The following is a 20,176-nucleotide window of genomic DNA, read 5'->3' on the forward strand; positions in this document are numbered from 1 at the left end:
GTTTGCCCGGTTGCGCGATGATCGTGGGCAGGCCTTCCCTATCTACATCGCTGCGATAGGAGCTCTACTCTTCCTTGCGGTCGCGTACTTCGCTGTTGGCCAGGCGGCGGCCACGCGGAACGATGCGCAGGGTGCGGCCGACGCCGCTGCTCTGGCTGCCGCGCAGGACGCTCGCGACCAGCTGGGGAAGGGGCTGCTCGAAGCCATCACCGACCCCGGCCAGTGGGGGGACATCATCGGTGGCGAGGGCATCGAATACGGCCCTGCCTGCGCCGCAGCCCAGGAATTTGCTGCCAAGAACGATGCTGACACCACCGCCTGCGACCGTGTCTACGCACCCGACGACGGCTTCAAGGTGAGCGTGAGAACCAAAGGTGTGGTCGGGGACTCGCTCGTCCCCGGGACCGAGGACAAGCACGCCGAGGCGACGGCAACGGCAGTGATCGAGTCCAAGTGCAAGCTGGGTGAACCTCCGGAGGAAGGCGACGAGAAAGAGCCGCCCCTGGAGCTGGAATGTGACGGCGGCGGCGACTGGACCATCGACCCCGGCGACCTGGATCTCTTCCCGAAGCCCTCAGACCTCTTTTCAGTGCACCTTGTCGACTGACAGCGAAGGAACCGGACATGAGCATGTGGCGAATGGCGAAGGCAGGTAGGGGAGTTGCCGTCGTTCTGCTCGCGGCAGGCCTCACCGTCTCGGCCGCGGGTTGCGGTGGTGGTGGCGGTGATGACGGTGACAAGAAGTCCGGTTCATCCGAGTCGTCCAAAGGCGGGGGAACGGCAGGCGGTCAGGAAGGTGACAAGGCCGGGGGGCAGGACGAGGAGCCGGTAGCCGAGATCAAGAGCAAGGGTGGCGTCGAACTCAGGGTCTTTGAGCTGAAGCGAGACTCGGGCGGCTTCGTGACGGTGAACGGCCAGATGAAGAACACGAGCTCGAAGCCGTTCACGGATACCGCTAACTGGGGCGGCATCGAAGAAGGTATGGGCGGCAACTCGCTCGCCGGTGCTTCGCTCGTGGACAAGAGCGGCAAGAAGCGCTACTACGTCCTCCGCGACACGGAGAAGCGCTGCCTCTGCACGTCGGGGATCGTCACTCTCGATGCCGGCGAGGAGCTGGACGTCTACATCCAATTCCCCGCCCCACCCACCAAAACCAAGGAGATCGAGTTCCAGCTCCCCACCTTCCCGCCCACCGCCATCCCCATCTCCGACTGAGGTGAGCTCACCCATGCCGACCGAGCCCACTCAAGTCACCCCACCCGAAGCCGCCCGCGCGGCGGCGCTGGCGGCGCGCCGTCCCGCCCCCCAAGCTCTGGCGACCGTCACTGCCCTCACCGCATTCCTCCTCGCCACCCCCGCGGTGACCCCCTCCGCCACCGCCCAGGACGACCCCTCCTCACCAGCCCCGATCCCGTCCTCACCACCGGGCACGAACACCCAGGCCCCACCCCCCGTAAAAACGGACCCCGACGACCCCGACCTCAAGCTCGAAGACGGCGCGAAGCTCGCGGATCCGAAGGTGCTGGACATCGTCTCCGTCGTTGAGACGCAAGGAGGCGAGGAGCGTCGTTCCGATACGCCGACGAGCATCACCATCTCGCTGCAGGCCGAGGTGCTGTTCCCCAAGGACAGTCCCAAGCTCAACGCCGACGCCAAGGCCCGTATCGCCGCCATCGCCGCCGAGATCAAGAAGAACCGGCCCGACACCGTCCGGGTCTTCGGCTTCACCGACAATCTCGGCTCGTACGCGCATGGCAAGGCGCTCTCGAAGGCGCGCGCCAACACCGTCCACAAGGAATTGGTCAACACGATCGACGCCGCCGACAGCGCGAACATCACGTACCAGGTCCGGGGCTACAGCGAGGACTACCCGATCGCGGACAACGCGACGGAGGAAGGCCGCAAGAAGAACCGCCGCGTCGAGGTCACCTTCCCGCGGGCGGAGTGACCTGACGGCGCGGCGGATGTGCCAGTGGCCTGTGGAGTCAGCCGATGTCTGCAGGCTCGTCCTCCCCGGCATCGTCTCCGGCCTCGGACCGGAAGAGCGCCGTGGCGTCGCTGATCGTGAAGGCGCGGTTCCACCAGACGTCGAGTTGGGCGATGTCCGTACAGGCAAGCACCCGCTCGTGAACCGTCGCCGGGACGGAGACGCCACGGTGCTCCAGGACGGACAGGACGCCTTCGGCCTTGGCCAGCAGGCGCCCTTCCTCGCGCCCCTCTGCGCGGACCTGCTGTGCTGCCTCGGACTGGAAGAAATAACTCAGGGTGCTCATCAGGTCCTTCCACATCTGTCGTGAGGGGGAGTCGCCGAGGCCGAGCTCGACGTACTCTGCGAAGATCGCCGCGGTCCGGATCGACGGCGTCCAGGGCATGCGCCAGAGCCTCCAGTACGGCAGGAGCGGCCGCACCCTTACCATGCGTAATCGCCGAGAACACCGCGAGTGGCACATCTCGGGCTGCCTCGGCCGCATCCTCGATCACGGGCACGTTGTCCGGTCCCAGTACCAGGGGCTGCACCAGAATCGAGGGCCGTCCTGGCAGGCCCAACGACACCGGGCGGGCGGCCCATCGGGCGGTCGCGGTGTCCTGGCAGAGCACCAGCAGTACCGGCTCGCAGTGGAAGCGGGCGTACAAGTACGCGAGGTAGTACGCCCAGGCGCCTGGCTTATCAGGATCTCTGTAGCTCTGGGCCTCGATCGCCAGTAGGAAGTCGCCCCGCTTGGTGTCCACGCGCAGCAGGGTGTCCACGCGCGGCTCGACGCGAGCCAGTTCGGTCAGATCCGAGTTCACGACGGTGATCTCCGTCGGCTCGGGGAATTCGATATCCAGCAGCCGTTCGGTGGCGCGGATAAGTAACCCGGTGTCCTCCTGGAAGATTCGATGCAGGGCTTCGTGCGATGAGCTGACCATGGAGGGTCCCCCTGGGGTCATTTTCGGATTGTGGCAGTAATCGTAGCCACGCCCGGACATCGATCCCTATTCAAGTCAGCCGAACGTGTGGGTAATTGGCGCGCATTGACGCGGGACGGCTGGTGTGCGTAATTCTTTCGACTGGTTCTTCGGGTGGTTTGTGGATCGCCGGCGCTCGGGTTTCTTTGACCGGATTCGACGCAGTCGTCTGCTGGTTTCCTGCGGGGCGGTGCGAGCTGCATGGCTTCCTAGGCTGAGGTACGCAGGAAGTGCTGGGCTTGTGAGCCCGGCCGGGCGGGTGGGTTGGTATCGGATGGTGGCGGCCGCGTCGCCGGGTTGCGGGTGGGCTCGGTGCCAGTGGGATGGCTGGCTGCGGGAGGAGTGGGGAGGCGGGGCGGCTTCGGCCTGCCGGGTGCGGCTCGGGATGGCGGGCGGGTGGGCGGACGCGAGAGGTAAAAGATCTTGAGATTGCTTTGCGTTACCAGGAACCATAGCTCGACCTGCGTCGTTTACATAGTGTGAGCATTGTGGCCATGGATTCGTCCAGCTTCGGCGGCACCCGCGGGGTGCGGCAGCCGGAGCTGGACGAGCTGGCCGGAGTCCTCGACCGGCTGGCGGCCGAGCCGGGCGGCTGGGTCAAGCCGATCGACGGCGGCTATGGCGAGGACGAGGACGCGTTACGGCAGTTGGGCGAGGACGCCCTGGCGTTGTTGGCGGCGGCTGATCGGGTACGGGCCGAAGCGCTGCGGCGGCTGGGAGAGTTCGCCGCCGCCGACGGGCCGGTGAAGATGGGCGGTTGCCGGGATACGGCCACCTGGCTGCGGGCCCGGCGCGCGATGGAGCCCGCCCGGGCCCGCGAGGCGGTGGCGGACGCGGCCACCCTGGTGCGGCTGCCCGCCACCGCGGCGGCCGTCGGTGCCGGGGCGGTCACCCTCGACCAGGCCAAGGTCGTCGCCCGCACCGCCGAGCGCATCGGCCTGGACGCCCAGCCGCAAGAGGTGGCCGCGGCCGAGGAGTTCCTGCTCAAGGCCGCTGGCGCGGACGGCAGCGACCCGGTGCATCAGACCCACCTGCACACCTGGTCCAAACGCCTCATCCACACGCTGGTCCCGGAGCGCGCCCACCATCACCCAGCCCGTCGCCGGACTGTGTGACATCCGCGGCCGGCTCACCGAGGCCAATGCCGAAATCCTGCGCATCGCCTTGGAGGCCGCCACCGAACGCCACCGGCAGACCCCCGCGAGCACCGACGCCATCGATGGTGGCACCAACGACGCCCGCGGCGACACCGCCGACAGCCCGACGGGCGAGGCAGGCGCCGACGACCTGCCCAATCCCCAGCCGACGCTGCCCGGCGCCACCGGGGGTGCATTGTTGGTCGAACCCACCACTTTCACCGGGGACTTCATCGAGCGGGGGCGGCAGCGCGCCGCCGCCCTGACCGACCTCGCACGGCTCGCGCTGGCCACCGGTCAGCTGCCCGCCTCCGGCGGCATCCGCCCCCAGGTCATCGTCCGTATCGACCACGCCACCCTCACCGGGATCAGCCAAGCACCCGGCGAGACCGAGCGGGGCACCCTGCTCCCGGCCCACACCGCCCGCGCCTACGCCTGCGACAGCCAACTCCGCCGCCTGATCACCGACCCGGACGGCGCCATCCTCGACCTCGGCCGCAGCCAACGCGTGGTCACCCACCACCAACGCCAAGCCGTCATCGAACGCGATCGCGGCTGCATCTTCCCCGGCTGCGACCGACCACCCCGCTGGTGCGAAGTCCACCACATCACCGAATGGCAACACGGCGGCACCACCGACCTGCCCAACCTCGCCCTCCTCTGCACCACCCACCACCACGACGTCCACCGCTACGAATGGCACATCACGCCCACCAACAGAGGGAGAAGCAGGCCCAGGATCAAGGCCCCGGAGCTCGCACATCCCGGCGCCGCCCCACCCCCGGCACGGCCGCCTGACTACCACCCCGCCCTCGAATAGGACGGACGCACCATGCTGCCCACGCCCCATCCAGCCGCCCTCTGCGCCGCGACTTCCCCCGTCCTGCCACCGCCACCCGGCAGCCCAAGCCGCCTGCCCGCCCACACCCTCCCCGCAGCCCGCCATCCCACCCGCACCGAGGCCGGACGTAACTCGGCGATGCGGCTATGCCGCTCTGTACGCTCGCTGGCGTGCAGGTACTCATCGCTCTTCTTTGCGCGGCCTACGGCGCCGGCGTCGGATTGCTGCTGCCCAGGGCCGCGTATCGGCTCGGCGTCGAGCCGGGGGAGGCGTGGCGCGTGGAGTGTCCTGGCGGGCACCCACTCGGCGCGGCCGGTGCCGGTGCCGGGGCCGTGGCCGGATGGATCGGCCCGGCGCGCTGCCGGGACTGCGCGGAGTCCTACGGCCCCAGCCCCCTCCCCACCACTCTCGCCGCCACCCTGGCCTCCGGTGCTCTCGGCGCCGTCCTCGGAGCCCGGGCGGAGCTGATCGTCTGGCTGCTCGTCCTGCCGGTGGCGGCGTTGCTGTGCCTGGTGGACCTGCGTGTGCAGCGACTGCCGGACGTGCTGACGCTGCCGCTCGCCGGTGGTGTGCTCGCCCTGCTCGGCGTGGTTGCGCTGCTGGGGGCGGGCGAGGGGTCGTGGCTGGGGGCGGTGCTCGGGGCGGCGGTGCTGTTCGCCTTCTTCTTCGTGCTCTTTCTGATCAACCCCAGGGGGATGGGCTTCGGTGATGTGAAGCTCGCCCTCGTGTGCGGGGCGGTGCTTGGCTGGTACGGGTGGGGGGTGCTGTTCGTCGGTACGTTTGCCGGGTTTGTGCTGGGGGCGGTGGTCGGGCTCGCGATGATCCTGATGCGGCGGGCCGGGCGGAAGACGGCGCTGCCGTTCGGGCCGTTCATGGTGGCGGGGGCGTTCGCCGGGGTGCTGGTGGGGGCGGGGCTGGCGTAACCACCGACACCTGGACCCCCACCCGCAGCCCCCACCCCGCCATCGCTCCGGCCTCCGCCTCCAGCACATGCCGCGCCCGCAGCCGAGGCCGCCCGAGGCGGCCCCGCGGCATCGTACGGACGGCGAGCACGCGGAGCTTCCGGTCCAGATAGGCGACGTCGATCGCGAACCGCATGCGGAAGGTGTGTACACCGCTCGCCGGGGTGAGGAGGATGGCGCCGTCGATGCCGGTGCGGCCGAGCAGGCCGCGGGTGCGCGCGCGATAGGAGGTGGCGATCTCAAGAGGAATCCGCAGCGGGGCGCTTCCGGTGAACGGAGTGAACGCCAGCTCTCCCCGGCCGTCCTTCCAGCGGCCCATCCACGCCTCCTGTTCAGCGCACAGGAAACGTGCCGGTGTCGAGCGTGAACTCCGAACCAGCCGGGCTGAGGTCCAACTTGGCTCCGAACGTGACCACGATCTCGGTCTCGTACTCGCCGTTCTTCGGGACGCTGAACAGGTGGCACTTGCGTTGGTACGGGTCCGCGATCAAGTACGCCGGGACCTCTGCGGCGGCGTAGGCGGCCTTCTTCGGGCCGTAGTCGTTGCCCGCGGTGCCCTTCGAGATCACTTCGGCGACGAACTCGATGTCCTGGTGGTGCCAGCAGCCACTCGAGTCCTTGCCCGCTCCGTCACGGATCTTGGCAACGTCGGGGCAGAAGCCGTTGAGGTGCCCAGGGAAGTCGATGCGGACATCGGATGTCACGTTTACTTGGGGACCGAATTGGTCTTCGAGGGCCCGCACGATCCGTCGAATGATCTGCCAGTGCACATCGCGCTGCGGTGCCATGTAGATGTTTCCCCCGACGATCTCCGCCTTGAATCCCTCGGGGACGGGCATCCGCTCAAGCCAGCCGAACATCTCGTCCAGCGTGTGCGCTTCGCCGTTGTCGGCCGTCTCGATCCTGTCGCAGTCCACGACGGTCATCATGCCGCTCCTCCCCGCCGCAGCGGTGGACCCGTGTAGCCATCCGGTTCAACGGTAAGTGTTCGTCAAGGTCGCCGAGGCGAACCCGGCACGTCAGCGCCTAGCTCCGGTGCTCGCACTCCTCGCCGCGCCCCCGCCCGCTGCCGATGCCCCGCATACGCGTTGCCCGCCACCGCCCCCGCCAGCAGCAGCACGCCCACGGTCCGCACCGCGGAGTCGTCCCCACCCCCATCCACCGACAACCACCCCAACCCCACCCAAACCACCCCACCCACCACCGACCAACCCCGCCGCTGCCCGTACTGATGCGTCGCCCACACCAACGTCACCGCCGCAGGCCCAGCCACCGCCCACCCGGCCGGCCCGGCCCACCCCGGCAGCTTCAGCACCGCCAGCCCTACCCCCGCCGCGATCACCCCCGCCAGCAGCGCCACCCCGTACGCCGGCAGCCTCCCGGCCGCCGCCCCCAGCGGCCGCAGCAGCACATTCTCCGGCCGCGGCGTCCGCTGCCCGGCAGCGATCCGCACGCGCGACAGCCGCGCCAGCCGGCGGTCGGCCTCGCTGCCGCCGCGGTCGGTCAGCGGGTCCTCGCCGCGGCGGTCGCCGTACGAGCCGGGCTGGAAGAGGTTCGTGGGGTGGTACGGGCCGGGGAGGGCGATGACGCCGGCGTAGCGGGGGTCGCCCGCGTACCAGAGGTCGTCCAGCTCGGCTCTGAGGTCGGCCCGGAGGTCGGCGGGGGCGGACGGGTCCAGGCGTTCCAGCCACCAGATTGCGCCGGGGACGTCGGAGAGTTCGACGGTGATACGGCCTCCGTCGCCGCCCCCGTGCGGTGCCGGGTCGGGAAACGCGAAGCCCGTGCCGCAGCTCGCCGCGATGTCCTCGCCGCGGTACGGGCGCCACGGGTACATCTTCAGCAGGCTGCGCATGCGGCTGGTCAGCACCATCCGGCGCCGCAGCGCGAAGCTTCCGTATACCGCGCACAGGCTCACCATCGGCGCGAGCACCGCCGCCCACCCGGGGGTGCTGCGCGGCATGACGAAGGGGGCGAGCACCAGCCCCAGCAGCAGCACCTGGAGAGCGGCGGCCCGTGCGACTCGTACGCGGATGACGCGACGCGTGGCCGGGTCGTCCCAGGCCGTTGCCGCAGCTGTCGCTGTCGCTGCTGCTTCGGCAGCCGCCGTGACAGAGGAGCGGGGGGCGGGGTCAGGGTCAGAGCGGTCCATTCGGCACCACAGACGGACGGGGACGGGGGACTGCGGCTCGGATCGGGTGGTTCCGTCCTCGTCCAATTCCTCGACGGGACGACCCGGTCGGGCGGTCACGCTACCGGCCTCGCTTCCAGCGGCATCGTATCGGGGATGGTACGCACGGGTAATGCGCCGATCGGCCAACCCTGTTGACGCTGCGCCGCCAGTGGTGGAAGGGTCACTCGCAGACCTCCCCTGAAATCGATTTCACCCCCACGGGAAGGGCAGTAACGTGAAGCGATCCACGTTCCTCAAGGCCGCCGCAGGCGCGCTGGCCGGCGGCACCGGAGTGCTGGGTGCGAGCACCGCCTGGGGCGGTGAGGCAAAGCCCAAGCCCAAGGCCAAGCCCAAGGCCCTCCAGGTCAACAAGGTCGCCGACCTCACCGGCCCCGGCCTCACCACCGCCTACCGCATGGAGGCCACCGACCTCGGCATCCCCGTCCGCACCCCGGACGGCCGCAACCTCTTCGTCTTCGGCGACACCTTCGAGGGCGCCAAGGTCGGCGCCGGCTGGTGGCGTTCGCCGGTCGCGCTGTACTCCACCACCTCCGCCGCCGACCTGCCCTCCGGCGTGAAGTGGTCGGGCGCCGTCGGCGGGGACGCGGCGCAGCAGCTGTGGGAGTACGAGCACGACAACCCCGAGTTCTCCACTGTGCTGCCGTCCGATGTGATCACGATCGGCAACACCATGTACCTGCACGTCATGGTGAACAAGGGTCTCGGCACGGTCGTCTGGACCGAGATCTGGAAGTCCGACGACAACGGCGCCAGTTGGCAGCACACCGGCGCGAAGTTCGCGCCCGACCTGCATGGTGGCCTGTTCCAGATGCTCACCTGGGGTGAGGGCGACGACGGTTACGTATACGTCTATTCATCCGGCTTCCAGCGCGACAAGGCCATGATCCTGCAGCGGGTGAAGAGCGGCAGCATCGCCGACCCGGGGGCGTACGAGCCGTGGGGCTACAAGGACGGCAACTGGGCCTGGGGGAATCCGCCGACGCCGGTGCTGGACGGCAAGTTCGGCGAGCTCTGCCTGCGGCCGCTGGGCGGGAAGTGGATCCTGACCTGGTTCAACGCCGGGGACTACCGCATCGACGGCATGGTCATGGACACCCCCACCTCAAACCTCCACGAGGCCAAGCGCGCCACCTTCATCAACGGGGGCGAGTGGGGGAATGAGGACGATACGCATGTGGCGCAGTTGTACGGCGGGTACATCATTCCGGGGTCGACGCTCGATGATCTGCATCTGGCGGTCAGCCAGTGGAATACGAACGAGGACTGGCCGTATCGCGTGATGCAGTTCCGGGTGCGGGGGTTCGGGGCGTAGCCGCCCAGTGGTGGAACGCCCGGCGCACCGCCGGGAAGCGGCGGCCTTCACGGCTCGGATGGACGCGGTTGGTGAGCAGCACGCAGTATCGGCCCGGCTCGCCGCCCCGCGCCGGCTCCACCCACACGCTCGTCCCCGTAAAGCCCGTATGCCCGTACGACTCCGGCCCCATCGCGGTCCCCACCGGCGAACCGACCGCGTCCCGCCCCTGCCACCCCAGGCAGCGGCGGAGGGGCAGGCCCTCCGTGTGGCAGGCGGTCATGCGGGCGAAGGCGGTGTCGCTCAGCAGGCCCTCGCCGCCTGCTGCCAGGGCCTGGCCGAGGCGTTCCACGTCCGACAGCGGGGCGAACAGGCCCGCGTGGCCGGCGACTTCGCCGAGTACTACGGCGTTCTCGTCGTGCACCTGGCCGGTGATCAGGCGGCCGCGCCAGGTGCACCATTCCGTGGAGACGGCGCGGGCGCGGGCCGGGCCGGTCGGGGCGAAGACGGTTTCGTGCAAGCCGAGGGGCTTGCAGACCTGTTCGGTGACGAGTTCGTCGAGGCGGGTGCCGGTGGCCTGTTCCATGATCAGGCCGAGGAGGATGAAGCCCGCCGAGGAGTACTCGACGACCGTGCCGGGCGCCCCGCGCAGCGGGAGTTCGCGCAGCGCCCGCAGCAGGCCGGCCCGGTCGGCGTGGTCGCGCCACAGCGGCGTGCCGCCGGGCAGCCCTGAGGTGTGGGCGAGGAGTTGGGTGACGGTGATGTCCGACTTTCCGGGTACGCGGCGGTATTCCGGAAGGTAGCCGCCGAGCGTGTCGTCCAGCCCCAGCGCGCCCGCCTCGGCGAGGCGGAGGGCGGCCAGGCCGACGATGGGCTTTGTTACGGAGGCCAGGTCCCACAGCTCCGTGCCGTCGAGCTCCGCTCTCGACGGCCAGCTTCTCGTCCCCAAGTGGCCGCGCGCCTCCGGCCCGGCGGCAGTGCCCACCGACCAGGCCGCCCCGGAGTAGATACGGGCCCGGCGGCCGGCTGTCAGCAGACCGGTGATCGGCCCCGGCTGTTCCGTACTCACGCCTCCCCCCGCACCACGCCCAGGCTCGCACCCGAAGCCCCTCGCAACCCCGCCGATATCGTCCCCGCAGCGGCCCGCACCATCGGCCCCAGCACCGCCACACTCCCTTCGTCCAGCGTGAACGTCAGCCCCACGATCCCGACCGCGCCCGCCACCTCGCCGCCCGGCCCGACCACCGGCGCCGCTATCGCGCGCACGTCCTGTTCTGCGTATTCGTCGTCCACCGCATAGCCGCGCTCGCGCACCTCCGCCAGCCCCCGCAGCACCGCCGCCGGATCCGTCGGCGTCCGCGGCGTCCTGGCCGGCAAGGGCTCCAAGCCGCCCAGGAAGTCCTCCGGCGCCGGCAGCCCCGCCAGCATCGCCCAGCCCACCGCCGAGCAGTACAGCGGGACTTCGCCGCCCGCGCTGACGCCCATGCGGTACGCGGACGCCGGCTCCGAGTGCGCCACATGCACCGCGGCGGCCCCGTCCCGTACCGAGAAATGCGCCAAATGACCGGTGCGCAGCCGCAGGTCGTCCAGGACCGGGCGGGCCAGCTGCAGCTCGCGGCTGCTCGCCAGGGCCGTCGCGCCCAGGGCGAGGAGGCGTGGGCCCGGGCGGTACGAGCCGCCGGTGGCCGGGGTCGCGTAGCCCGCGTCCGCGAAGGACTGCAGGAGGCGGTGGACGGTTGGCTTCGGGAGGCCGGTGCGGGTGGCGAGGTCGGCGAGGCGGTGCGGGGAGTCCGGCTGGACCAGGGCGTCGAGGACCTCGAGCGCCTTGTCCACGGGGCCCTTTGCGGGGGCGCCCTTTGTGGAGGCGGAGGTCTTGACCGGCTTCGGCATGGCGCATAGCTTAACGCATCAACGTTCCGGTAAACGGAACGCTCGCACTGTTCAATGGAACATCTCGCGAAGGGCAGATCGTGGCCAATCCACCGATGTCACGCCGTAACGCCCTGCGGCTGGCTGGTCTTTCCGGGGTCGCCGTCGCCGCCCCCGCGGTGCTCACCGGGTGCGGTACGGCCTCGGGTGCGGGAGGGGACGGGACGCTGCGGGTGGCGCAGACGGCCGATCCGATCACGCTCGACCCGCACAAACAGGGCGACATGGTGTCCATGAATGTCCTGGTCAACATCTTCGACACCCTCACCACCCGCGATGTGCGCGGGCGGCTGGCGGCGCGGCTGGCCCTGTCCTGGGAGGCGCGGTCCAAGACGGTGTGGCGGTTCCGGCTCCGGAAGGGGGTGCGGTTCCACAACGGGGAGGAATTCGACGCCGAGGCGGTCAAGTTCTCGATCGAGCGGATCCTCGATCCCAAGACGCGGTCGCCGATCGTCGAGCTGCGGTACGTGACGTCCGTCAGCGTCGTCGACCGGTACACCGTCGACGTGCACACCAAGCTGCACGATCCGATCCTGCCCGCGAAGCTGTCGCTGTTCGGCGGGGTGATCGTGCCGCCGAAGCACATAGCCGACGTCGGCGACGCCGCCTTCGCCAAACGGCCGGTCGGCACCGGGCCGTATCGCTTCAGCTCCTTCAGACGCGACCGCGAGCTGGAACTGCGGGCCAATAAAAGCCACTTCCACGGCCGGCCCGGCGCCGAGCGCCTCGTCTTCCGGCCGCTGCCCAACCCGGCCTCCGCCCTGGCCGCGCTGCAGAGCGACGAGGTCGACATCGTCACCGGCCTCACCCCCGACGCGGCCCGGCAGCTGTCCGGCTATGCCGGGGTCGAGCTGGAGAGCCACCCGGGCATCAGGACCGCCTATCTCAACCTCGACACCGAGGCCGGCCCGCTGCGCGACCGCCGGGTGCGGCAGGCGATCAACCACGCGATCGACGTGCCGCTGCTCATCAAGGCCGTGCTGGACGGCAAGGCCCGCGAGGTGCCCGCGATGATCCCGCACGGGGCGGTGGGCTTCGACAAGTCCATCGAGCCGTTCCGGCGTTCCGTACGCAAGGCGAAGCAGCTGCTCGCCGACGCCGGGCATCCGGACGGCATCAGCACCACCCTCGCCGCCTCCAACACCGACGGGCAGGTCGCCGAGGCCATCGCGGGGCTGCTCCGGCGGGCCGGGATCCGGGCCCGCGTCGAGCTGCTCGACCCGGGCACCTTCTCCGCCCGGCTCACCTCCGACAACCGGCGTGCGCTCGGCCCCATGTACCTCGCCGCCTCCACCGTGTGGACGCTCGACGGCTCCTCGATGCTGCAGTCGAACGTGCGCCACGACCGGCGGCAGAGCCGCTGGACCTCCAAAGAGGCGGACCGGCTGGTCGACGCCGAGGAGCTGTCCATGAAGCCCGAGGACCGGGAGCGCGCGTTCAGTGAGCTGCAGCGCCTGATGAAGACCGAGGCCCCGTTCGTGTCCCTCTATCAGCAGGACAACATCCTCGCCCGCACCACGCGGGTGAGATGGACGCCGATCATCAACGGGTCGCTGGCGATGGAGAGCGCCGAGGTGAAGCCGCGATGAGCGCCTCCCTCGCCCGTCACATAGCCATCCGGCTCCTCACCGCGATCGGCGTCCTCTTCGCCGCCGCCACCCTCGCCTTCCTTCTCGTACGGCTCTCCGGCGACCCGGTCAAGCAGCTGCTGCCCCCGGACGCCACCGCCGCGCAGGAGGCCACGCTGCGGCATCAGCTGGGGCTCGACCAGTCGACGCTCGCGCAGTACGGCGACTACCTGTGGGGCCTGTTGCGGTTCGACCTCGGCGACTCGCTCGTCTACAACGAGCCCGTCAGCCAGGTCATCTCCGACCGCATCCCCGCCACCCTCGAACTCGCCGCAGGGGCTCTCGTCCTCAGCCTCCTCATCGCCATCCCGGCCGGCATCTACGCCGCGATGCGCCGCGGCCGCGCCGGCGACACCGGCGTGATGACCGCGGTGCTGCTCGGCCAGTCCACGCCGCCGTTCTGGATCGGGATCCTGCTGATCCTGCTCTTCTCCGTACAGCTGCAGGTCCTTCCGGCCTCCGGATACGGCACCTTCGCGCACCTGGTGCTGCCGGCCGTCACCCTGTCCGTCTACTCCATCGCCGTCATCGCCCGGCTGCTGCGGTCTTCGCTCATCGACGTGCTCGGCTCCGATCACATCCGTACGGCCAAGGCCAAGGGTCTCGGCCCGGCGAAGGTGGTGCTCGCGCACGGGCTGCGGAATGCCTCGCTGCCGACCGTCACCGTGATCGGCCTGGAGTTCGGCGGGCTGCTCGGCGGGGCGATCCTCACCGAGCAGGTCTTCTCCTGGCCGGGCATCGGGCGGCTGACCGTCGAGGCCATCGCCAACCGGGACTTCCCGCTCGTGCAGGCGGCGGTGCTGTTCTTCGCGGCGGCCTTCGTGATCGTGAACCTGCTGGTCGACCTCTCCTACAGCCTCCTCGACCCGAGAGTGCGGGCCCAGTCATGACTCTCCTACGCACCGTCACCCGCAACCGGCTCGCCCTGGTCGCCCTCGGCATCCTCGCGCTGCTCGTGGTGGCAGCCGCCTTCTCGCCGCTGCTCGCGCCCGACGACCCGGCGAAGCAGGACCTGCTCGCCCGGCTCAAGCCGCCCGCCTGGTCGGACGGCGGCAGCATCGCGCATCCGCTGGGCACCGACCAGTTGGGGCGCGACCTCCTCTCCCGCGTCATCTACGGCTCCCGGGTCTCGCTGCTCGTCGGCATCGGGGCGGCGCTGCTCGCGGGTGTCGTCGGGGCCGCCGCGGGTCTCTTCGCGGGCTTCCGCGGCGGCTGGCTCGACCGGGTGCTGATGCGCTTCGCCGACATCCAACTCGCCTTCCCCTCGCTGCTGCTCGCCCTCGCCATCGTCGGCTTCCTCGGCTCCGGGCTGTGGAATGTGGTGCTGGTGCTCGGCTTCACCGGCTGGGTGTCGTACGCCCGGGTGGTCAGGTCCGAGGTGCTGTCACTGCGCACCCGCGACTATGTGACCCAGGCCCGGGCCACGGGCGTCACGGACCTGACGATCATGCGGCGGCATCTGCTCCCCAATGTGCTGCCGCCGCTCGCCACCATCGCCACCCTGCACATCGCGGCCGCGATCGTCGCCGAGGCGTCGCTCAGCTACCTCGGCCTCGGCGTGCCGAAGGAGACCGTCACCTGGGGCTCGATGCTCGCCGACGGGCAGCTGTACCTGGGCACGTCGTGGTGGGTCGCGGTCTTCCCCGGGCTGGCGCTGATGTTCACCTCCCTGGCCATCAACATCACCGGCGACGCCCTGCGCGACGTCGCGGACCCGAAGGCGTACCGCCGATGACTGAGACCCAGACCCCTGTTCTCGAATTCCGGGACCTGCACGTCGACTTCGAGCTCGCCGACGGGCCCGTGCACGCCGTCCGCGGCGTGAGCATGCGGGCGTACGCGGGGGAGACCCTGGCCGTCGTCGGCGAGTCCGGCAGCGGCAAGTCCGCCACCGTGCTCTCGGCGCTGCGGCTCAACCCCGAGCCGCCGTGCACCTACGCGGGCGGCGAGATCCTCCTCGACGGCCGCGACCTGCTGGCGCTGCCGGAGAAGCAGCTGCGCGAAGTCCGCGGCAACGACATCGCGATGGTCTTCCAGGACCCGATGACCAGCCTCGACCCACTGCAGCGGGTCGGCGCCCAGGTCGCCGAGGTGCTGCGGCGGCACCGCGGCGCGTCGCGGGCCGAGGCGCGGGCGGAGGCGGTACGGGCCCTCGACGAGGTCGGCATCCCGGACCCCGAACTGCGGGCGCGGCAGTATCCGCACGAGCTGTCCGGCGGGCTGCGGCAGCGCGTGATGATCGCGACCGCGCTGGTCGGGCGGCCGCGGGTGCTGATCGCCGACGAGCCGACGACCGCGCTCGACGTCACCGTGCAGCGGCAGATCCTCGACCTGCTGGCGGACCTGCGGGCCCGGCACGGCATGGCGGTGGTGCTGGTGACGCACGACCTCGGCGTGGTCGCGGAGACCGCCGACCGGGTCGTGGTCATGAACGGCGGCAAGTTCGTGGAACACGGCCAGGTCGGCCCGGTCTTCGACGCGCCCGGCGACCCCTACACCCGCGACCTGCTGGCCGCCACCCCGCGACTGGAGCCGACGCCATGACGCCACCGCCTGTCACACCGCTGCTTGAACTGGACGGGCTCACCAAGGAGTTCCGCGGCCCGGGCGGCGCCCGTACCACCGCCGTGGACGATGTGACGCTGACGGTCGAGGACGGCGAGACCCTCGCCCTCGTCGGCGAGTCCGGGTCGGGGAAGACGACGCTCACCCGGCTGCTGCTGAAGCTGCTGGAGCCGACCGCCGGGACCGTACGCTTCGAGGGCCGCGACCTCGCCGGCCTGTCCGCCGCCGAAATGCGGGAGATACGGGCCGGGATGCAGGTCGTGCTGCAGGACCCGTACTCGAGCATGAATCCGCGGATGCGGATCACCGACATCGTCGCCGAGCCGCTGGTCACCCACGACCCCGCCTACCGCGGGCGGGCGGCGCGGGGGCGGCTGCGGGAGCGGGTGGGGGAGCTGCTCACGTCGGTCGGTCTTGCGGCGGGGGTGCAGGACCGGTATCCGCACGAGTTCTCCGGCGGGCAGCGGCAGCGCATCTCCATCGCGCGGGCGCTGGCGCCGGCGCCGCGGCTGGTGGTGCTGGACGAGCCGACGAGCGCGCTGGATGTGTCCGTGCAGTCGCAGGTCCTGGAGCTGCTGGCCGAGCTGCAGCAGCGGCATGGGCTCACCTATGTCTTCGTCTCGCACAATCTCGCCGTCGTACGGCAGGTGGCGGACCGGGTCGCGGTGCTGCGGCGGGGTGCGGTGGTGGAGTGCGGGGCGACCGCCGCGGTGCTGGGGGCGCCCGAGCACCCGTACACGCGGGAGCTGCTGGCGGCGGTGCCGCGGCCGGATGCGTACAAGGCGCGCAGCTGGACTAGCGGTGCGTGAGCACCAGGCCCGCGCCGCCCAGCAGCGCCACGTCGTCGGGCTGCCCCGCCTCGCCGAGGACGACGCGCGGCGGGGCCGCCGTCGACCAGCCGCTGTCGCGGCGCAGCCGCTCCTCCACCCGGGCGCGGAAGGGCTCGCCGCCCTCCACGGCCTCGCCGTGCAGGACGAAGAGGCCGGAGGCGAAGAACTGCTGGATGTTCACCAGGCCGAGGGCGAGGTTGTCCGCGTACTCGTCGACGACCTCGCGCGCATCGCCGGCCTGCGCGCCCCGGGACGCCAGCTCCGCCAGCGTCACACCGGCGCCGAGCCCGGCCGCCTGCGCGCGGCGGCGCAGCCAGCGGGTCGTGGCCACCGTCTTCCAGCAGCCGCGCGCCCCGCAGGTGCACGGCTCGCCGCCGGCCACCACCGTCATATGGGCGCCGCTGCGGCCGCCGTGCGGGGCCAGCAGCTCGCCGTCGTACAGGATCCCGACGCCGAGCACCTCGCCGGTGGCCACCGACGCGAACGAGGCCAGGCCCCGGCCCGCCCCGAACCACCGGTCGCCGAGCACCTGCAGCCGGGCCCGGTGCTCGACGTGCACGGGCACCCCGAGCGCCTGCCGCAGCACATCGGCCACGGGGTAGCCGGCCAGCGCCGGCACGTCGTTGACCTCGATGAACGCGCCGCGCTCCGGGTCCACGATGCCGGTGGCCGCCACCCCGACCCCGATCAGCTCGCGGCCCTCGAAGCACTCCAGGGCCGCCTGCCGTACGGCCGCGTCCACCCCCGCGGCGTCGCCCGCCGCCGGTTCGAAGCCGGCCGCGGTGCGGCGCAGCAGCTCCCCGGAGCGGTCCACGAGCGCCGCGTGCACCCGCCCCGGCAGCACCTCGACCGCGCCCAGCAGCGGGCGCACGGGGGCCGGTGCCGGGGGATCCGGCACCAAGCGCAGGGGTGGGTAGTCGCCGGCCATGCGCCCGACTCTGTCATGGCGCGATGTGAGGAGGTAGACCGGCAGTGTTTCAACCGAGAGCGTTTCAGCTGACGGAGATGGTCTGGCGGGAGGTGCGGGAGGCGGGCCGTGAGGCGGTCGCGCTGCTGCCCATCGGGTCGCAGGAGCAGCATGCGGAACACCTGCCGATGGGCACCGACACCATGCTCGTCACGGCGGTGGTGGACCGGGCGGCAGAGCTGCTCACGGACGACGGCCCGCCCGTGGTACGCCTCCCCGCCCTGCCGTACGGGCACAGCCCGCACCACCTCTTTGCGGCGGCGGTGTCGCTGTCGGCGGACACCCTGAAGGCGGTCCTCGCCGATGTCCTGCGCTCGCTGACCGAGAGCGGCTTCCGGCGCGTCCTGATCGTCAACGGGCACGGCGGCAACGACGAGATCATGCGGCTCGCGGTGAAGGAGCACGCGCTGCGCGCGGAGGGCAGCTTCGCCGCGTGCTCGTACTGGAGCCTGGGCGAGCCCGCGAATCCGGGCCACGCCGGCCGCTACGAGACATCGCTGATGCTCGCCGCACACCCGGACCTGGTCCGTACGCCCATCGCCCCCCGCACCCCCGCCGACCCCCCAGCCCTCTTCGACGCCCCGCCGCACCCGGGCCTCACCGCCGAGCGGCACGGCGAGTGGGCGCGCGTCGGCGGGGCCACGGACGACCCGTCCACCGCCGACCCGGATCCGGCGGAGCTGTCCGCCCGCGCCAACGAACTCGCCCAGGCCATACGCGCCTTTGCCGCAGCCACCACCGACTGAGGAGCCACCCCGCACATGAAGATCACGCACGTCGACGCCTGGGTCGTCAATCTCCCGCTGAAGAGCCCCTTCACGAGCTCCTTCGAGACCAAGACGGGCGAAACCCGCACCGTGGTGCGGATCCGCACCGACGAGGGCGTCGACGGCTGGGGCGAGACGATGTGGGGACAGCCGGTCGCCGCGCTCGTACGGAAGCTGGCGCCCGACCTGATCGGCGCCAGCCCCTTCGCGCTGGAGGCCTTCCAGCGCAAGCAGCACATGGTGCCGTTCTTCCACGGCTACCTCGGCTACGCCGCCATCGCCGCCCTGGACGTCGCCTGCTGGGACGCCATGGGCAAGGCCACCGGCCAGTCCGTCACCGACCTCCTCGGCGGCCGGGTCCGCGACCAGGTGCCGCTGACCGCGCTGGTCACGCGGGCAGACGGGGGCACGCCCGAGGCGCTCGCCGAGCACGCGGCAAGGGTCGTCGCAGAGGGCGGCTTCCGGGCGGTGAAGCTGAAGGGCACGAAGGACGTCGACGGCGACGTCGCCAACCTCCGCGCCCTGCGCGCCGCCCTCCCCGGCACCGAACTGCGCGTCGACCCCAACGCGGCCTGGTCCGTACCCGACTCGATCCGCGCCGGCATCAAGCTGGAGGAGCTGGACCTCGAATACCTGGAAGACCCGTGCGTGGGCATCGAGGGCATGAGCCAGGTGCGCGACAAGGTGCGCATACCGCTGTGCACCAACATGTGCGTCGTCCGCTTCGAGGACTTCGCCCCCGCGATGCGCCTCGGCGCCGTGGACGTCATCCACGGCGACGTCTACAAGTGGGGCGGCATCGCCCCCACCAAGGCCCTCGCCGCCCATTGCGAGACCTTCGGGCTCGGCATGAACCTGCACAGCGGCGGCGAACTCGGCATCGCCACCGCCGCGCACCTCGCCGTCGTGGCCAGCACTCCGGTGCTCAACCGGGCCATCGACAGCATGTATTACCTGCACGCCGACGACATCGCGGACCCGATCCCGCTCATCGACGGCAGCCTGGTCGTCCCGGAGGGACCGGGCCTCGGCGTACGGGTGGACGAGGACAAGCTGCGCCACTACGCGGCGGTCAACGAGCGGGAAGGCGACCTGACGGGGTGATCTGACGGGCTGATCAGAGCGGATTCGCGCGCAGGAACTCCGCCTCCCGCTCCGCATCGATCCCCTTCCGCGTCCGGTCTCCCCGCTGCGGCGCCTCGCCTCCGATCGACTCCAGCCACGCCCAGGTGTCGGCCACCGTCTCCGCGACCGGCCGGCACCGCAGGCCCGCCTTCCGGGCCGTGCTGGTGTCGCCGCGGTGCAGGTAGTCGTGCAGCTCGCCCGGCGGCAGCCACACCGGCAGCTCCGTCCACGGCTCGAACCCGGCCGCGAGCACCGCCTCGGGCGCGTACCACCGCAGCACGGCATCCGACCCCGTCACCTTCACGCACTCCTCCAGCAGCTCGCCCATGGTGGCGTGCCCGGGCGCGCTGACCACGTCGTACGGGCCGCCGAGCCCGCGCTCGACCGCGTCCAGGGTCCAGACGGCGAGGTCGCGGGCGTCGATGTACTGCAGCGGCAGGTCGTACGGGCCGGGGGCGAGGACCTCGCCGCCGCGGCGCATCCGCGTGAGCCACCACGGGAGCCGGCCGACGTTCTCGTATGGGCCGAGGATGAGGCCCGCGCGGGCGAACAGCGCCCGCTCGCCGAACGCGGCCTCGGCGGCGAGCTCGCCGCCGCGCTTGGCGCGGGCGTAGTCGTCGCTGCCGGTGTCGTCGGGGGAGCCGTCGACCACGGCGGCGGATTCGTCGGCGCCGGCGGCGGTGGATTCCATGGGGTAGACGGAGCGGCTGGAGATGTACGCGTAGTGCCCGACTCCCTGCTCCGCGAGCAGCCGGGCGGCGTCCCGTACGGCAGCGGGCGCACGCGACCATGTGTCGACGACGGCGTCCCAGCTGCCCTCGGCGAGCGCTTCGAGCCCGCCCTCCGCGACCCGGTCACCGATCAGCGACGCGGTCCCCTCCGGCGCTGGATACCGCCCGCGATGGAAGACCGTCACCTCCCACCCGCGCCCCTCCGCTTCCTCGGCGACCGCGCGCCCGACGAACTCCGTACCACCCAGAATCAGCAGCTTCATG

General features: G+C 71.2%; 22 protein-coding genes. 14 read left to right on the forward strand and 8 right to left on the reverse strand.

The features are described 5' to 3' along the window. Positions 1–10: 10 nt before the first annotated feature. From ACNNMR_RS28060 to ACNNMR_RS28070, 3 genes are read left to right on the forward strand one after another with little or no spacing between them, the layout of a single operon-like run. Complete coding sequence (locus tag ACNNMR_RS28060) at positions 11–607, forward strand: pilus assembly protein TadG-related protein (protein ID WP_419997457.1); 597 nt, start codon at positions 11–13, stop codon at positions 605–607. A 17-nt stretch (positions 608–624) separates the two neighbouring features. Then, the gene (locus ACNNMR_RS28065; RefSeq protein ID WP_419997458.1) at positions 625–1,215 is read left to right on the forward strand and encodes a hypothetical protein; all 591 of its coding nucleotides are present in this window, start codon (positions 625–627) and stop codon (positions 1,213–1,215) included. 13 nt (positions 1,216–1,228) lie between these two features. Further along, complete coding sequence (locus ACNNMR_RS28070; RefSeq protein WP_419997459.1) at positions 1,229–1,948, forward strand: OmpA family protein; 720 nt, start codon at positions 1,229–1,231, stop codon at positions 1,946–1,948. Positions 1,949–1,985: 37 nt separating this feature from the next. On the opposite strand, the gene ACNNMR_RS28075 is transcribed toward ACNNMR_RS28070, so the two are convergent. Beyond that, positions 1,986–2,372, reverse strand: a complete 387-nt coding sequence (locus ACNNMR_RS28075; protein WP_419997460.1) for a hypothetical protein — start codon at positions 2,370–2,372, stop codon at positions 1,986–1,988. A 1,071-nt stretch (positions 2,373–3,443) separates the two neighbouring features. Here ACNNMR_RS28075 and ACNNMR_RS28080 point away from each other — a divergent pair. From ACNNMR_RS28080 to ACNNMR_RS28090, 3 genes are all read left to right on the forward strand, one after another. Then, positions 3,444–4,064, forward strand: coding sequence for a DUF222 domain-containing protein (locus ACNNMR_RS28080; protein ID WP_419997461.1), 621 nt, complete (start codon positions 3,444–3,446; stop codon positions 4,062–4,064). Between the two features lie 49 nt (positions 4,065–4,113). Continuing rightward, positions 4,114–4,905, forward strand: a complete 792-nt coding sequence (locus tag ACNNMR_RS28085) for a DUF222 domain-containing protein (protein WP_419997462.1) — start codon at positions 4,114–4,116, stop codon at positions 4,903–4,905. A 191-nt stretch (positions 4,906–5,096) separates the two neighbouring features. After that, positions 5,097–5,849 (forward strand): prepilin peptidase, encoded by a 753-nt coding sequence (locus ACNNMR_RS28090; RefSeq protein ID WP_419997463.1) that lies wholly within the window; start codon positions 5,097–5,099, stop codon positions 5,847–5,849. Here ACNNMR_RS28090 and ACNNMR_RS28095 read toward each other — a convergent pair. From ACNNMR_RS28095 to ACNNMR_RS28105, 3 genes are all read right to left on the reverse strand, one after another. Beyond that, positions 5,797–6,207 (reverse strand): DUF192 domain-containing protein, encoded by a 411-nt coding sequence (locus tag ACNNMR_RS28095; RefSeq protein ID WP_419997464.1) that lies wholly within the window; start codon positions 6,205–6,207, stop codon positions 5,797–5,799. The two genes, ACNNMR_RS28090 and ACNNMR_RS28095, sit on opposite strands and share 53 nt — an antisense overlap. A gap of 13 nt (positions 6,208–6,220) precedes the next feature. After that, positions 6,221–6,814, reverse strand: a complete 594-nt coding sequence (locus tag ACNNMR_RS28100) for a Uma2 family endonuclease (RefSeq protein ID WP_420000500.1) — start codon at positions 6,812–6,814, stop codon at positions 6,221–6,223. 65 nt (positions 6,815–6,879) lie between these two features. Continuing rightward, positions 6,880–8,037: a hypothetical protein gene (locus tag ACNNMR_RS28105; RefSeq protein WP_420000666.1), complete on the reverse strand. Its 1,158-nt coding sequence runs from the start codon at positions 8,035–8,037 to the stop codon at positions 6,880–6,882. 256 nt (positions 8,038–8,293) lie between these two features. On the opposite strand from ACNNMR_RS28105, the gene ACNNMR_RS28110 reads away from it, so the two are divergent. Continuing rightward, positions 8,294–9,391, forward strand: a complete 1,098-nt coding sequence (locus ACNNMR_RS28110) for a DUF4185 domain-containing protein (RefSeq protein ID WP_419997465.1) — start codon at positions 8,294–8,296, stop codon at positions 9,389–9,391. Here the strand turns inward: ACNNMR_RS28110 and ACNNMR_RS28115 are convergent. Then, entirely contained in the window at positions 9,318–10,439 is a 1,122-nt protein-coding gene (locus tag ACNNMR_RS28115) for a serine hydrolase domain-containing protein (protein ID WP_419997466.1), read from the reverse strand. The two genes, ACNNMR_RS28110 and ACNNMR_RS28115, sit on opposite strands and share 74 nt — an antisense overlap. Next, positions 10,436–11,260: an IclR family transcriptional regulator gene (locus ACNNMR_RS28120; RefSeq protein ID WP_419997467.1), complete on the reverse strand. Its 825-nt coding sequence runs from the start codon at positions 11,258–11,260 to the stop codon at positions 10,436–10,438. Before ACNNMR_RS28120 ends, ACNNMR_RS28115 begins: the two co-directional genes overlap by 4 nt. Before the next feature lie 95 nt (positions 11,261–11,355). Here ACNNMR_RS28120 and ACNNMR_RS28125 point away from each other — a divergent pair, with 95 nt between their 5' ends. Genes ACNNMR_RS28125 through ACNNMR_RS28145 form a run of 5 tightly spaced genes read left to right on the forward strand, consistent with a single transcriptional unit; the run spans position 11,356 to position 16,301 of the window. Beyond that, a complete protein-coding gene (locus ACNNMR_RS28125) occupies positions 11,356–12,888 on the forward strand; it encodes an ABC transporter substrate-binding protein (RefSeq protein WP_419997468.1) in 1,533 nt (510 codons plus the stop codon). After that, positions 12,885–13,817: an ABC transporter permease gene (locus tag ACNNMR_RS28130; RefSeq protein ID WP_419997469.1), complete on the forward strand. Its 933-nt coding sequence runs from the start codon at positions 12,885–12,887 to the stop codon at positions 13,815–13,817. Before ACNNMR_RS28125 ends, ACNNMR_RS28130 begins: the two co-directional genes overlap by 4 nt. Then, positions 13,814–14,662, forward strand: a complete 849-nt coding sequence (locus ACNNMR_RS28135; RefSeq protein ID WP_419997470.1) for an ABC transporter permease — start codon at positions 13,814–13,816, stop codon at positions 14,660–14,662. Before ACNNMR_RS28130 ends, ACNNMR_RS28135 begins: the two co-directional genes overlap by 4 nt. Further along, positions 14,659–15,471 (forward strand): ATP-binding cassette domain-containing protein, encoded by an 813-nt coding sequence (locus ACNNMR_RS28140; RefSeq protein ID WP_419997471.1) that lies wholly within the window; start codon positions 14,659–14,661, stop codon positions 15,469–15,471. Before ACNNMR_RS28135 ends, ACNNMR_RS28140 begins: the two co-directional genes overlap by 4 nt. Further along, positions 15,468–16,301 (forward strand): ATP-binding cassette domain-containing protein, encoded by an 834-nt coding sequence (locus ACNNMR_RS28145; RefSeq protein WP_419997472.1) that lies wholly within the window; start codon positions 15,468–15,470, stop codon positions 16,299–16,301. Before ACNNMR_RS28140 ends, ACNNMR_RS28145 begins: the two co-directional genes overlap by 4 nt. Here the strand turns inward: ACNNMR_RS28145 and ACNNMR_RS28150 are convergent. Then, positions 16,288–17,250 carry an ROK family protein gene (locus ACNNMR_RS28150; protein ID WP_419997473.1) on the reverse strand — a complete coding sequence of 321 codons (963 nt, stop codon included), beginning with the start codon at positions 17,248–17,250 and terminating at the stop codon, positions 16,288–16,290. The two genes, ACNNMR_RS28145 and ACNNMR_RS28150, sit on opposite strands and share 14 nt — an antisense overlap. Before the next feature lie 77 nt (positions 17,251–17,327). Between ACNNMR_RS28150 and ACNNMR_RS28155 the strand changes: the two genes are divergently transcribed. Beyond that, positions 17,328–18,035 (forward strand): creatininase family protein, encoded by a 708-nt coding sequence (locus ACNNMR_RS28155; RefSeq protein WP_420000501.1) that lies wholly within the window; start codon positions 17,328–17,330, stop codon positions 18,033–18,035. Between the two features lie 15 nt (positions 18,036–18,050). After that, positions 18,051–19,160 (forward strand): mandelate racemase/muconate lactonizing enzyme family protein, encoded by a 1,110-nt coding sequence (locus tag ACNNMR_RS28160; RefSeq protein WP_419997474.1) that lies wholly within the window; start codon positions 18,051–18,053, stop codon positions 19,158–19,160. Positions 19,161–19,173: 13 nt separating this feature from the next. Here the strand turns inward: ACNNMR_RS28160 and ACNNMR_RS28165 are convergent, their stop codons facing one another. Continuing rightward, a complete protein-coding gene (locus tag ACNNMR_RS28165) occupies positions 19,174–20,175 on the reverse strand; it encodes an NAD-dependent epimerase/dehydratase family protein (protein WP_419997475.1) in 1,002 nt (333 codons plus the stop codon). Position 20,176 lies beyond the last annotated feature (1 nt).

This window comes from Streptomyces boninensis (genome assembly GCF_048572725.1).
Lineage (GTDB): Bacteria > Actinomycetota > Actinomycetes > Streptomycetales > Streptomycetaceae > Streptomyces > Streptomyces boninensis.